The organism is Cedecea sp. VD22, from assembly GCF_037150195.1.
Taxonomy (GTDB): Bacteria; Pseudomonadota; Gammaproteobacteria; order Enterobacterales; family Enterobacteriaceae; genus Cedecea.
Genome location: NZ_JBBCPX010000016.1, coordinates 1 through 13,542, shown reverse-complemented (window position 1 = coordinate 13,542; position 13,542 = coordinate 1). Strand labels below are relative to the sequence as shown.

Annotated in this window: 9 protein-coding genes; 6 read left to right on the top strand and 3 right to left on the bottom strand. The window is 53.8% G+C overall.

Annotated elements, in window-relative coordinates:
• Window positions 1-135: 135 nt before the first annotated feature.
• Entirely contained in the window at window positions 136-1,029 is an 894-nt protein-coding gene (locus WFK85_RS20260) for a LysR substrate-binding domain-containing protein (RefSeq protein ID WP_336709253.1), read from the bottom strand.
• 130 nt (window positions 1,030-1,159) lie between these two features.
• On the opposite strand from WFK85_RS20260, the gene WFK85_RS20255 reads away from it, so the two are divergent.
• Entirely contained in the window at window positions 1,160-2,503 is a 1,344-nt protein-coding gene (locus WFK85_RS20255; protein ID WP_336709251.1) for an MFS transporter, read from the top strand.
• Between the two features lie 120 nt (window positions 2,504-2,623).
• Window positions 2,624-3,892 (top strand): chloride channel protein, encoded by a 1,269-nt coding sequence (locus tag WFK85_RS20250; RefSeq protein WP_336709250.1) that lies wholly within the window; start codon window positions 2,624-2,626, stop codon window positions 3,890-3,892.
• Between the two features lie 5 nt (window positions 3,893-3,897).
• On the opposite strand, the gene WFK85_RS20245 is transcribed toward WFK85_RS20250, so the two are convergent.
• Window positions 3,898-4,839: an AraC family transcriptional regulator gene (locus WFK85_RS20245; protein ID WP_336709248.1), complete on the bottom strand. Its 942-nt coding sequence runs from the start codon at window positions 4,837-4,839 to the stop codon at window positions 3,898-3,900.
• 161 nt (window positions 4,840-5,000) lie between these two features.
• Here WFK85_RS20245 and WFK85_RS20240 point away from each other — a divergent pair, with 161 nt between their 5' ends.
• Window positions 5,001-5,837 carry an oxidoreductase gene (locus WFK85_RS20240; RefSeq protein ID WP_336709247.1) on the top strand — a complete coding sequence of 279 codons (837 nt, stop codon included), beginning with the start codon at window positions 5,001-5,003 and terminating at the stop codon, window positions 5,835-5,837.
• A gap of 64 nt (window positions 5,838-5,901) precedes the next feature.
• Here the strand turns inward: WFK85_RS20240 and WFK85_RS20235 are convergent, their stop codons facing one another.
• The gene (locus WFK85_RS20235; RefSeq protein WP_039287465.1) at window positions 5,902-7,428 is read right to left on the bottom strand and encodes a peptide MFS transporter; all 1,527 of its coding nucleotides are present in this window, start codon (window positions 7,426-7,428) and stop codon (window positions 5,902-5,904) included.
• 532 nt (window positions 7,429-7,960) lie between these two features.
• On the opposite strand from WFK85_RS20235, the gene WFK85_RS20230 reads away from it, so the two are divergent.
• The 3 genes from WFK85_RS20230 to WFK85_RS20220 all read left to right on the top strand — a co-directional run.
• A complete protein-coding gene (locus WFK85_RS20230; protein ID WP_166995960.1) occupies window positions 7,961-9,676 on the top strand; it encodes a GNAT family N-acyltransferase in 1,716 nt (571 codons plus the stop codon).
• Window positions 9,677-9,791: 115 nt separating this feature from the next.
• The gene (locus WFK85_RS20225) at window positions 9,792-10,442 is read left to right on the top strand and encodes an epoxyqueuosine reductase QueH (protein ID WP_008458534.1); all 651 of its coding nucleotides are present in this window, start codon (window positions 9,792-9,794) and stop codon (window positions 10,440-10,442) included.
• A 792-nt stretch (window positions 10,443-11,234) separates the two neighbouring features.
• Window positions 11,235-13,542: autotransporter outer membrane beta-barrel domain-containing protein (locus tag WFK85_RS20220; RefSeq protein WP_336804208.1), on the top strand; the 2,308-nt coding region annotated here is incomplete at its 3' end.

Genomic DNA, 13,542 nt, shown 5'->3' with positions numbered 1-13,542 from the left:
GGGAAAACCGACGGAAAATCTCTGCTCGATCCAGTCCCCCTCATCCCTCCTGTACGCTCCGGGGAAAGGGGAGAAACCAAACTCGATCCAATCCCCTCTCCCCTTTGGGGAGAGGGTCAGGGTGAGGGGCAATCATCAGCCACCTGCCTCAAACACCTGCTGCAACCACGCCCTAACCTGCCGCACATCTTCTCTCCGGGCCTTTTCGTGGCTGGTCACAAAATAATAGTTCGCCCCAGGCAGCGCGCCCGGCAGCGCAATATGCAGCAAGCCCTGCTGCAACGCCCGGCGAATCAATAGCTCGCTTGCCAGCAAGATCCCCTGCCCGGCTATCGCCGCCTGAATCGCATGAGTTTCGTCGTCAAAATGAATGCCGCTCTGCACATCCAAATCTTCAGGCCCAAAGACGGATTTCCAGTGCTGCCAGCTGGGTTCAGGGCTGGGCACATGCCGGTTATCAATATGAAACAGCGTCATCCCCGCGAGATCCTTCACGCTCCTGAGCTTTAGCTGCGGGCTTGCCACCAGCACAAAGCTGTCGCTATGCAGCAGCGTGCTGTCGAGAGATTCGTCGGCCTGCATGCTGTAACGCACCGCACAGTCCGCCATTTTTCCGTGGAGATCGGCCAGCGCTACGCCGCTGTGAAAGCGCAGCTCCAGCGAGGGATGCTGCTGATGTAAAGACGGTAAACGCGGCACCAGCCAGTTAGTCAGGAAGTTCGAAGTAGTGCTGAGCGTGAGCGTGCCGGGCTGAGATATTGTAGCTATGGACTCAACGGCCTCGCGCAGCATGGTGAACATGTTTCCGGAGGCGCGAAACAGAATCTCCCCCGCCGCAGTCAGCGCCACGCCCCGAGCAGAGCGAGTGAATAATCGCTGCTCCAGCGAATCTTCCAGCAGGCGAATTTGGTGGCTGATGGCGGTGGGCGTCACGCCAATTTCTTCCGCTGCCGCTTTAAAGCTGGCGTGGCGTGCCACGGCATCAAAGGCCCGAATGGCCGTGAGTGGCGGGAGTCGACGACTTTTCATGAGTGAATTTAACTCATCCTTGGCTGAATTATATGATTTTGATTGCACCATCAACAAAGGCGTAGCCTGTTATTCACGCTCATCAAATGATGAAAATGATTCATCAAAGAGAAAATAGCAGGAAACGTCGATGACACAAACTTATGCGATACCCGCCGCCGGGTCCTGGCGCGCTTTAACCGCGCCCGGCATTGCACAGGCGCTGATTGCGCTGGACTATGCAATTGTCTACGTCGCGCTCCCCACGCTGGCGCAGAGCCTGAATCTTTCTCTCAGCGAGATGCAGTGGGTGGTTTCCCTGTATGGCCTGACGTTTGCCGCCCTCTTGCTGGCGGGCGGCAGCCTCTGCGACCGGCTGGGGGCACGCCGGATGTTCAGCTTCGGCATGGCGCTGTTTTTACTCTCGTCAGCGGTTGGTGGGCTGGCACAGGGCGGCACGCTGCTGCTCATTGCCCGCTGCGGACAAGGGATGGCGGCAGCGTTGTTGCAGCCTGCGGTACTGGCGCTGATGGCGCAGCGGTTTCACGGCGAGGCGCACCGACGGGCGCTGGCGATATGGAGCGCCATCGGCGCGCTGGGCCTGGTTGCGGGCGTGATACTGGGCGGGATCCTGGCCGCGCTGGACTGGCGAACCATTTTCTTTATTAACATTCCGCCGGGGCTGCTTGCGCTGTGGCTGGTTCGCCGGGATTATCTCCCGCTCAGCACGCAGGGCGAAAAACAGCAGACGGGCATCGGGTCGCTGGTCGGGTGCTTCGCCGCCGGGGCACTGGTCTGGGCGCTGATGCGCTATGGCGAAACCGGGCAGCCTGACTATGTTGCCAACCGCTTCGCCGTTGCCATGGGGATCCTGTTTATTCTGCACGAGCGCTACGCCCCTCAGCCTTTACTGGCCCGCTCGCTTCGCGCTCTGCCGGGCCTGCAAACGGGCTGGCTCAGCAGCGCCTGTTATATGGCAAGCGTGGGAAGCCAGTTTTATGCCATGACGCTATTCTGGCAGCAGACGCTGCAGCAGGATGCCGTTACCACCGGGCTGATGTTCACGCCGCTCGCGCTATTAATCGTCGCGGGCAATACTCTTTTTACCCGCCTGACGGCCCGTTACGCCAGCGCCACGGTTTTGGCCGTCGGGTTTGCCTGTTCGGCACTGGGGCTGGGGCTGCTGTCCGTCGGGGTGGCGTCCCCGCTGTCTGCAGTATTTATCAGTGGTATCGCGTTAAGCGGGCTTGGCCACGGGCTCATCTTCCCGGCGATGTTCGCCGTGGGGCTGTCATCCACCCCGCTTGATCAACAGGGACGCGCCAGCGCCCTGATGGCCACCAGCCAGTATATGGCCGGGGCAATGATGCTGGCGGTGCTTTCCGTCGTGCTCGGGCAGGCTCCCGATATAACACAGTGGGCAACGGCTTTCCGGCTGCTGGGCGCTGCCGCTGTGGCAGGCATGCTGCTTGCGGCATGCCAGAAAGCGAGTTAAACAAGGGCAATCTGCGTGGGGAAAGGTGAGAGAGATTCGGGCCGGATGAATGCTACATTTATACTAACTGTTTAATTCTTCTCCCTTATCATCGAATTTTCCCGCGTTAAGGATCCCAATATGACCCAGCAAGCTGACCAGGCTGACGCTAAACACTACCTTGTGCGCCTGATTGCGGTCGTACTTACCGGCATTCTTGCCGGCATCGCGGGGATGCTTCTCGCGCTGATTTTACACGCCATTCAGCACCTGGCTTTTGGCTACAGCATTGACCAACTGGTTGGGAGCGAGACGTTCCTTGAGGGCGTGACGGACGCCACGCATTTACGCCGGGTCGCGGCGATTCTTGGCGGCGGGGCCGTCGCCGGGTTTGGCTGGTGGCTGCTCGCGCGTTACGGCAAGAAAAGAGTGTCTATCGCTGCCGCCGTGTCAAATCCTGCCGTGCCTATGCCTACGGGCACCACCACTGTTCATGCTTTGCTGCAAATCATTACCGTTGCGCTGGGTTCCCCTCTCGGGCGTGAAGTGGCCCCTCGGGAAATGGGCGCGCTGGCGGCCGGGCTCCTTGCCCGGAAGTTCAGCCTGCAGCCGGATGAAACCCGGACGCTGATTGCCTGCGGCGCAGGCGCGGGCCTGGCTGCGGTGTATAACGTGCCCCTTGCCGGAGCGCTGTTCACGCTGGAAGTGCTGCTGATCTCGTTCAGCTGGGAGAAAGCGCTGGCGGCGGTTATCACTTCGGCAGTAGCGGCCTGGGTCGCCACGCTGGGGCTGGGGGATGAGTCGCAGTATCACTTCGCTTCTTTTGCGCTTCCCCACGCGTTTATCGCCTGGGCCATTGTTGCCAGCCCGCTGCTGGGTTATGCAGCCTGGCTGTTCCGCAAGGCGACAACAAGCGTGAGAACGCTGGTAAAAACTAACTGGCAGATGCCGGTATTTTGCCTGCTGGCCTTTGCGCTGCTGGCCGTGCTTAGCCTGTGGTTCCCGCAGCTGCCGGGCAACGGCAAAGGTCCGATGCAGCTTGCCATCAGCAACGGCCTGAGCTTTAACTTCGCGGCGATTTTGCTGGCGCTGAAAATGCTGGTGATCCTCGCCGTCCTGCGAGGCGGCGCTGAGGGTGGGCTGCTGACGCCGGGCTTAACGGTGGGCGCTTTGCTAAGCCTGCTGCTGGCGGTGGTCTGGCAGTTTGTCTTCCCTGGCGGGGACGTGGGCAGCTTTGCGCTGGTCGGTGGCGCGGCGTTTTTAGCCGCTTCGATGCAGATGCCAATCACCGCCGTGGCGCTGGTGATGGAGTTTACCCATATGGATCACGGCTATTTTGCCCCCGCGCTGCTCTGCGCCGCCGGGGCTTATACAACCTGCCGAATTCTGGATAAGAAATACCGGTACTAACCTCTTCAGTGGGAAGAGATAAATGCGGACTCTGAAAGCGGGGCCGGCATGGAAAAATGCTGCCGCATGCGCGCCACCTCGTTAAGCGGCGTGAGCCCAAAAAGACGCTTAAATTCGCGGCTGAACTGCGACACACTTTCGTAGCCCACGCGGGCGCTGGCCGCCGAAGCGGTCAGATCGTTTCGCAGCATCAACAATCTCGCCTGGTGCAGCCTTGTGGATTTGAGATATTGCATGGGGGAAGTGTTGGTCACCGCTTTGAAATGGCTGTGGAAAGTGGGCACGCTCATGCCCGCTTCTTTTGCCAGAGCATCAACGTCCAGATGCGCATCAAATTCAGCATGAAGCTTGCGCAGCGCCTTCGCCACTTTGCCAAACTGCCCCTGCATCGTCAGCGCGCTGCGTAACGTCTGCCCCTGCGCGCCCGTCAGTACCCGGTAATAAATCTCCCGCATCATAGCCGGCCCCAAGAGTTCGGCATCCAGCGGCGTCGACATCACCTGGAGGAAACGCAGTACGGAGGCGCTCATCGCTTCGTCCATCGGGCTGGACATCATGCTGCGTGGCTCGCAGGCCAGCTCAATGCCTCGGCCATCGAGCGCGAGCATCACCTCCGCAGCCAGCGTAAAGTCTAACCTCATGTAGATAGCCAGCATGGGTTCTTCGGCGCTGGCCTCCGTTTCCATGGTGAACGGCACGGGCACGGAAACCATCAGGTAGTGCTGGGCATCATATAAATAGACATCCTCACCTAAAAAACCCCGTTTACGCCCCTGCACCACAATCACAATGCCGGGCTCATAAAGAACCGGGGTTCGCATCAGCGGGCGATTAGAGCGTAAGAAACGGACTTCGTTCAGCGCGGTGAGATTGTAGCCTTCATGCGGGGTTAACCGATCCAGAAGCTCAACCATTTGTTTACTGGCCAGAAGGCTGGCGTTTGTCATAGCGGTTCATCTGGCTAAGGGAAATGTTGGCAGAGTCTGGCAGTGAAACCTCACCTCGTCCAGACACCTCATAGGAATAGGCAAACATCAGAGAGGATCCAGGCTACTCACTCAGTCCTTCCAGCCCTACGATTTACCTCCCATTAACGGAGGACATAATAATGAGCCAGTCGAAGTTATTTTTAATTACCGGCGTCAGCAGCGGCTTTGGCCGTTCGCTGGCAGAAGAAGCCCTGAAAGCCGGACACCGCGTGGTTGGAACCGTGCGTAATCACCAGGCGAAGGAAGCCTTTGAGGCGCTGGCACCCGGCAAGTGTTTTGCCCGAATTCTGGACGTCACCGACTTTGATGCCGCAGCCCCGCTGGCGGCTTCGGTGGAACAGGAGATTGGCGCTATTGATGTACTCGTCAACAACGCAGGCTACGGGCACGAGGGGGTGATGGAAGAATCCCCGATGAACGAACTGATTCACCAGTTCGACGTCAACGTATTTGGCGCCGTCGCGATGATAAAAGCCTTTTTGCCTGGGTTCCGCACTCGTCGTACGGGCCATATTATCAATATCACTTCGATGGGCGGCTTTATCACCCTGCCCGGTATCAGCTACTACTGCGGCAGCAAATTCGCCCTGCAGGGCATCTCCGAAACGCTGAGCAAAGAGCTCCTGCCTTTTAATATCGCGGTCACCGCCGTGCAGCCCGGTTCCTTCAGAACCGACTGGGCCGGGCGATCTATGGTGCGAACCCCTCGCAGCATCAGCGATTATGACCAGAGCTTCGGCCCGATTCGCGACGCGCGCCAGAAACGCAGCGGGCAGCAGCCGGGCGATCCGATCAAAGCCGCCAAAGCAATTTTGGCGCTTATCGACAGCCCTCATCCACCGGCAACCCTGCTCCTGGGCAGCGACGCCGTTACCTTCGTCAAAGAGAAGCTTGAGCGAATGGAAGCAGATATTGAGGCGTGGGAAACGGTAAGTCGTTCGACTGATGTGCAGTAGCGGCCCACAAAATAAAAAGGCCCGGTACCCCATAAAGGCTACCGGGCCAGGTGCTTAAAAACCGTTATTTAGCCTCGTTGGCATCCGCGTTTCTCAGCATGTTTCTGACCGGAATAATCAGCGCGGCCAGCACAACGGCGCAGATAACCAGGGCGATAGAGACGTGGGAGAACAGCTCCGGCATCGAGCTAAGCTGATCTTTTTTGATGTGCCCGCCCATAATACCCGCCGCCAGGTTACCCAGCGCGCTGGCGCAGAACCACAGCCCCATCACCTGGCCGCGCATTTTCTGCGGGGCCAGCAGCGTCATGGTCGCGAGGCCGATTGGGCTCAGACACAGCTCACCGAGGGTCAGCAGCAGGATGCTCCCTACCAGCCAGAACGGAGAAACGCCGCTCTGCGTCGCCAGCACCTGGTTTGCCGCCGCCATCATCACCGCAAAACCTGCCGCCGCAAACAGAATGCCGATAACGAATTTCGTCATGCTGCTCGGGTTCAAATTACGCTTAGCCAGCGACGGCCAGAACCAGCTGAAGACCGGGGCTAACAGGATAATAAACAGCGCGTTGATCGACTGGAACCAGATCGTCGGGATTTCAAAGCTGCCCATCTGGCGGTCGGTGTAATCACGCGCAAAGATGTTGAAGGAGGTCGGCTTCTGCTCAAAGGCAGACCAGAAGAACGCCGCCGCAATCAGCAGGATCAGGCAGGCCAGCAGGCGCGAACGCTCGCTGCTGGTTAAGCCCGCGAAGAAGAACATAAACAGGAAGTAGAGGCCCACGCAGGTAGAAATGATGTAGGCGGAGCTTTTCGCAATTACCGTCGGATTGAACGGAATCGTACCATTGGAGATAAGTACCACCAGCCCGGCAAGCAGCGCCATGGCAAGCGTCACCCATTTACCGACGTTTTTACGCTCGGTCGTCGGGCGGTTCCAGGTGGAATCCAGGCCGACTTCTTTGTCGTAGCGGCGCATTTGCGGAATGGCGTAGAAGCGGAAGATGAACAGCGCAACCAGCATCCCTAAGCCACCCAGGCCAAAGCCCATATGCCAGCCGTATTTTTCATGCAGCGGGCCGATGATCAGCGGGGCAATAAACGAGCCCATATTGATGCCCATGTAAAACAGCGAGAAGCCCCCGTCGCGGCGGGTATCTTCTTTTTTGTACAGCGTGCCGACCATGACGGTAATACAGGTTTTGAACAGCCCGGTTCCCAGGACGATCAGCAGCAGGCCGACAAAGAAGAAGGTGTTGCCCACGAATGCCGACAGCGCAATCGAGAGGTGGCCGAGGGCAATAATCAGCGAGCCATACCAGACGGCGCGGCGCTGCCCGAGCCAGTTATCGGCCAGCCAGCCGCCCGGTAAAGACGTGATATACACACCGCCGGCGAAGATCCCGACAATGGCGGATGCCTGCTCAATCGGCAGCCCCATCCCGCCCTGAAGCAGCGCGGCGCTCATAAACAGAATGAGCAGCGGGCGAACCCCGTAGAAAGAAAAACGTTCCCACATTTCGGTGAGGAAGAGCGAACTTAACGGGTACGGATGCCCGAAAAATGTTTTTGTTTTCGTCGCAGAGTGACTCATCTGTGAACTCCCATAGGTTATCTTTTTTTTGATGCGGTGTTGATAAAACGCCGTTCCCGGCGTTCGGTTGCAGATTTTTAATCATAGGCTGGTCGTTAGCCAGCGGCGGCTACTTTAGCGTAGATCGTTGAAAAATCATCAGGACGAAGAGTAACTTTAGTGTCTAATAGAGGGTTTTTAGATTAAAAATCGACTTAACTCTCATTTTTCATGATAAAAATCTCATTAAATGCGCTTTCATCTTGACAATAAAATCTCAAACAACCAAAATTAAAATTCATTAAAATTCATTAAAAACAATTAATTAAATAAAAATCACGCTTTTTCACGAAACACTCGCCATTAACCTACAACTCATCAGGGTTTACCCCATTACCTAAGCCCAAAATCGCGTTAACCCCCCATCGATGTATCACTGCGGAATAAAAAATCGGCACCGCTTCTGCGCGTATCCCTGAAACATCACCTCACTGACACGAAAACTTCATCTTTTGCTTATACTTTCACCAACAGGAAGTTAGGAGGAGCTGACATGTTTAGTATCGATAACGTACTTGACGATCTTTGGCCTCAGGCTAAGCCTGCACCCTGGCAAAAAAATCTGTTAAGACGCCTGCTGCATGAGGAAGAGTTTCAGGCCTTTGCCGGGCAATACCCTCATCTTCGTGGCCTCGACATGGTCGAACAGGTACTGGACCACCTGCAAATCCGCTGTAATATCTCTCCCCGTGAATTAGAAAATATCCCTGAAAGTGGCCCCGTGGTGATGATGTCCAACCATCCAACGGGCACGCTTGATGGACTGGCGCTGCTGTATGCCGTTTCCCGCGTCCGCCGCGATGTTAAAGTCGTCACCAATCGCCTGCTCAATCACCTCGAACCGCTGAGTTCTCTGTTTATCCCGGTCGACAATATCAATGGCCGCACGCCTAAATCATCGCTTGTGCAGATGGAACAGCAGCTGCAAAACGGCGGCGTACTGATCTTTTTCCCGGCGGGAGAAGTGTCTCGTTTATCCCGGGAAGGCATTGCCGAAGGACACTGGCACACCGGCTTCATTAAGCTTGCCGCGAAGTACCGCGTGCCGCTTCTGCCGGCCTTTATCCACGCGCGTAACAGCGCCCTGTTTTATGCTGGCGCGATGGTTTCCCCTGCGCTGCCGTTGCTGCTGCTGATGCAGCAAATGTTCCGCCGCCGCAACTCCACTTTGCCAATCACGCTTGGCCAGCGCATTCCCTGGGAAAGCTGGCATAGTCCACAGCAAATCCCGCGCGAACTGGCTAAAAAGTGCCGCCAGCACGTTCAGCTGCTGGGTAAAGGGCTGTCCGGCAAATTCACAACGGAAAGCGCGATTGCCCGGGCGGAAGACCGGGCCACGCTGCGCCGGGAGCTGGCTAAAGCCGAGTGTCTGGGCCGAACCGCCGACGATAAAGTGATTTATCTTTGGCAGCGAAACGACACCAAAGAAGAGGCTCCGCTGCTGCGCGAGCTTGGTCGCCTGCGTGAGATAGCATTTCGCGCCGTAGGTGAAGGCTGCGGCAAACGCCGGGATCTCGACAGGTATGATGACGATTACCTGCATTTAATCCTTTGGGATGAGCAGGACCTGGAGATCGTCGGCGCCTACCGCTTTATGCCTACCGCTCAGCAGATCAAAAAACGCGGTTTAGACGGGCTTTACAGCTATAGCCTGTTCCACTACGACGAAAAAATGGACGATGTGCTGCAGCACGGCATCGAGCTGGGGCGCAGCTTTATTCAACCTCGCTACTGGGGCCGCCGTGGCCTGGACTATTTATGGTCGGGGATTGGCGCTTACCTGGCCCGTTACCCGCAATATCGCTACCTGTTCGGCCCGGTATCTATTTCCGGTGGCCTGCCGCCGGACGCACGCGATCTGCTTGTCGCCTTTTATCGGCTGTGGTTCCCGGCGAGCCATCCGCTGGCCTCGTCCCGCAGCCCTTACCCGGCAAGCCTCCCCGACGTGCTGGCGCAGTTCAAAGGCGAGGATTACGGCGAAGATCTGACTCGTTTAAAATCCCTGCTCAGCAATATGGGCTGCGGCATCCCGACGCTGTATAAGCAATATTCGGAACTCTGCGAGCCGGGCGGTGTGCAGTTTATTGATTTTGGCAGCGACCCGGCCTTCAACAACTGCGTCGATGGGCTGGTGCTGGTGGATTTAACGTTCCTGAAAAAAAGCCGCTATGAGCGGTACGTCGGGATGCATTTATCAGGGCAGGAATAACTGTTAGCTAAGGTGGGAGAAGCAGTCTCCCGCCTCACCTTAAGCTGGCAAAGCCCATTGACCACAATTTTAGTGGTACAATCCACGCCGTTTTCCTTCTTTCCGCCAACATATCATGACAACCACCGAATTTAAGCGCCCGAAGCTTGTGCTGCCGGACGGTGCAAACAAGCTGTTATTGCATACCTGCTGCGCGCCCTGCTCTTCCGAAGTCATCGAGGCTTTGCTTGCCTCGGATATCGACTTTACGATTTTTTTCTACAATCCCAATATCCATCCGCAAAAGGAGTATCTCATCCGTAAGGAGGAGAATAAGCGGTTTGCCGGGCAACACGGCGTGCCCTTCATCGACGCGGATTATGATGCCGATAACTGGTTTGCGCGCATGAAAGGTATGGAATGGGAACCCGAGCGCGGCGCGCGCTGTACGGCCTGTTTTGATATGCGCCTGGAGCGCACCGCGCTGTACGCGGCTGAACACGGCTTCGAGGCGATTTGCAGTTCGCTGGGAATTTCACGCTGGAAGAATTTTCAGCAGGTTTGCGAATGCGGCCAGCGAGCAGCGGCGCGTCATCCGGGAATGTTTTACTGGACCCACAACTGGCGTAAGCAAGGTGGCTCCGCGCGCACGGTAGAGATCTGCAAACGCGAGCAGTTTTATCAGCAGGAGTATTGCGGCTGCGCTTATTCTTTGCGGGATGCCAACGCTTATCGAACATCGCAGGGGAAAGCGTTAATCAAGCCGGGTAACTATAAACATGTTTAAGAAAAGGGAATCAAGGGAACAATGCTCAAGTATTTAAACATAAATTAGTGAACATATGAAATAACGGGAACTATTCCGAAAACTATCGCGTAGAGTCTGGTAAATAACCAGATGTAACAATTCTTCTCACTTGGAGCGGGTTAATCTATATGCGTTAGCGCTTTATCTATTGAGTGATAAATGAGCACCCAAAAATAAATTTAACGATGAAGTTGCGCCTTAATATATAGAGGCTAAGGAGTCGATGAACCAAGACAACTGGGGGAATAGAAACATCAACCTCATAACTCAATGATATTACTTACCAATCCACTTGAATTCTCTAAATTTTTCTCATAAAACATCTCTCCTAAATAATACAACCTTAAGGTTCACCAAGCTCACGGGGAATAAAATACATTTTTTCGTAATGTCAATAACTTTCAGTAACAAACTTTGGTGCTTTTTTTTGACATTTATTTAATTTGGTATTCTTTGTACTCTCGTCTGGGAATGAACTCACATACGTGAACTCTTCATATGAGGATGAATAAGGCGCAAATAAATGCATGTTCATTGATAGTAACTCGCCACAAGTATTGATAATTATTTTCCCTAGTGTACTTGGTATAGTAACGGGCGGTAGCTTACCTGAAAGCGCCATAAGAAAAGGAGCATGCCCCCCTATCTGATAATGCTAATACATTAATATTTTTTTTTGCAAAGATTCAAAGCAACCTCATAAAAATAAAAACACCAGAGTATCAATTATAAATTACCCACTCATTAACACCAGAGCTTAAGGAATATGCTTTGAAAATTAAAAAAATTGCCATGTCGATTTCCATGATCGCTTATGGAATAAACTTTGGAGTTTCAGCATCAAGTGACACTGTATACGAAAGTGGTTCAAGAGAATTTGCAAGCTTTCTCACGTACAGTGAAAAATATAATACCTCATCAAATTTTGTTGTTACAGGATCGGGCACATCAATTGCCGCAAAGTATACTAATACATTACCGCTAAGCGGCACCATAAGTATCGGTAACGGTGCTGCATCGGGCGATAAAGAAGCTTATATGCAGGTGCAAAATGGTGCAACTGTGTTAGCAGAGCAAAATATTTTCATTGGAAGCGATAACAGTCTGTCGTCATATATTGTAGTTTCCGGAAATGGCTCCTCACTAACCAGCCCCCAGATCCGTGTTGGTAATGCTGGAGGAGGTAAAAACAATATTCTCAACATTATCGATGGCGGCAAGGTTAACTCGTTTGATGTTTACACCGGATATGGCGCTGAAGGCACGATTAACGTACAGGGAAATGGTTCAGCTCTGACTGTAAAGCCTGGCCGCGATGCGGCCGGCACCCCATTTCAGCAATTAACAATTGGATCTCAAGGTTTTATCGGAGAACTAAACGTATCCGATGGAGGTATTGTTAATGTCTCTAATGGAGCATTACTAAGTATGGGGGGGACTGGTTACGGCCGAGGTGGAACTGGATATCTCAATATATCTAATGGTGGCATTGTCAATGCAGATATGCTCGCTGCCGGTAACAGCAATGACAATTCTGACACCGCTATTACCGTCATGGGTGAGGGCTCAGCGTTAAATGTTAATACTTTCTATCTCGGCGCAGATGAAGGTACAGCCAAAACTACGGTTACCGACGGAGCAAGCATCACCGTTGCAGACAAATTATACCTTGCGACAAGTTCTGCTGGCACTACGGAGATGATCATTTCCAATGGCGGCAAACTGTCCATTGGCGGGCAGAACGGCATTGTTTATGGGGGAAGCAGTATTCCACCCCTTTTTACTCTCGACGGTGGAATCCTTCAGGCATACAAATCGACGCTAACATCCAGCATCGATATCAATCTAAATGGAAATAGTATCTCTTCATTAGACACTAACAGTGTAGGCATGTCACTTTCAGGCATTATAGCAGGTACGGGCAGCCTACAAAAATTAGGAGATGGAACGCTGATTTTAGGCGGTAACAATACTTATACTGGCGATACTCTGATTGAGAAAGGAACGCTCAAGACGGGTGTGGAAAATGCAATCATGACCTCCCACAGCTTGGTCGTTAACTCTGGTGCCAGTTTAGATCTTGGAGGTTACAATCAGCAAGTAAATGCCCTATCCGGAAAAGGAGAGATTCTACTAGGCGATAATACCCTCACGGAAAATAATACCGCTGGCACCGCTACCACATTTTCAGGCAAGATTTCTGGCAGGGGAGGCATAAGTAAAAATGGTGAAGGCAGCTTTATTTTATCCGGAACCAACACTTACACAGGTACTACTACGGTCAGCCGCGGCACACTTAAAACCGGTGTTGAGGATACTTTTGCCTCCACCTCCGGTGTGACGGTAGCTGAAGGTGCGACCCTTAATCTCAGCGGCAACAGCCAGACCGTCACCACACTGAACAACAGTGGTACCGTATTAATTAATGATACCGGCGCAGATGCACTGCCGAAAGCAGTAACACTGTACGGTGACATGATTAACAGCGGACTGGTAATGATTAATAACGGAGCCACTAATGCGGGCCAGACCCTGGCCGTGGAAGGCGACTGGACCGGAAATGGCGGTACAGTTTCTCTCGGAACTGTGCTGGGTGGCGATGACAGCCTGACAGATAAGCTGACCATCAGCGGGAATGCTTCCGGCACCACCTACATCAGGGTCGCCAACGAAGGCGGTATCGGGGCACAGACCCTGGAGGGAATTGAAGTTATTTCCACCGGTAACTCCGCCTCCGGTGCCTTTATTCAGAAAGGGCGAATTGTAGCCGGCAGTTATGAGTATCATCTCCAGCAGGGTACCCCTTCCGGCATGAATAACAATAACTGGTATCTCACCAGTCAGAGTGAAAATAATAACGGTAATAACGGTAATAACGGTAATAACGGTAATAACGGTAATAACGGTAATAACGGCAATAACGGCAATAACGGCAATAACGGCAATAACGGCAATAACGGTAATAGTAATGGAACTCATAACAATGCCGATACCGGACACACTTATCGTCCTGAGCGAGGAAATTACGCCGCCAACCTTCAGGCAGCCGCAACAATGTTCAACATGCGTCTCAAAGACC

Excerpts from the sequence above, each read along its gene's own strand:
- WFK85_RS20260 (WP_336709253.1), bottom strand. The coding sequence starts at position 1,029 with ATGAAAAGTCGTCGACTCCCGCCACTCACGGCCATTCGGGCCTTTGAT.
- WFK85_RS20255 (WP_336709251.1), top strand. The coding sequence starts at position 1,160 with ATGACACAAACTTATGCGATACCCGCCGCCGGGTCCTGGCGCGCTTTA.
- WFK85_RS20250 (WP_336709250.1), top strand. The coding sequence starts at position 2,624 with ATGACCCAGCAAGCTGACCAGGCTGACGCTAAACACTACCTTGTGCGC.
- WFK85_RS20245 (WP_336709248.1), bottom strand. The coding sequence starts at position 4,839 with ATGACAAACGCCAGCCTTCTGGCCAGTAAACAAATGGTTGAGCTTCTG.
- WFK85_RS20240 (WP_336709247.1), top strand. The coding sequence starts at position 5,001 with ATGAGCCAGTCGAAGTTATTTTTAATTACCGGCGTCAGCAGCGGCTTT.
- WFK85_RS20235 (WP_039287465.1), bottom strand. The coding sequence starts at position 7,428 with ATGAGTCACTCTGCGACGAAAACAAAAACATTTTTCGGGCATCCGTAC.
- WFK85_RS20230 (WP_166995960.1), top strand. The coding sequence starts at position 7,961 with ATGTTTAGTATCGATAACGTACTTGACGATCTTTGGCCTCAGGCTAAG.
- WFK85_RS20225 (WP_008458534.1), top strand. The coding sequence starts at position 9,792 with ATGACAACCACCGAATTTAAGCGCCCGAAGCTTGTGCTGCCGGACGGT.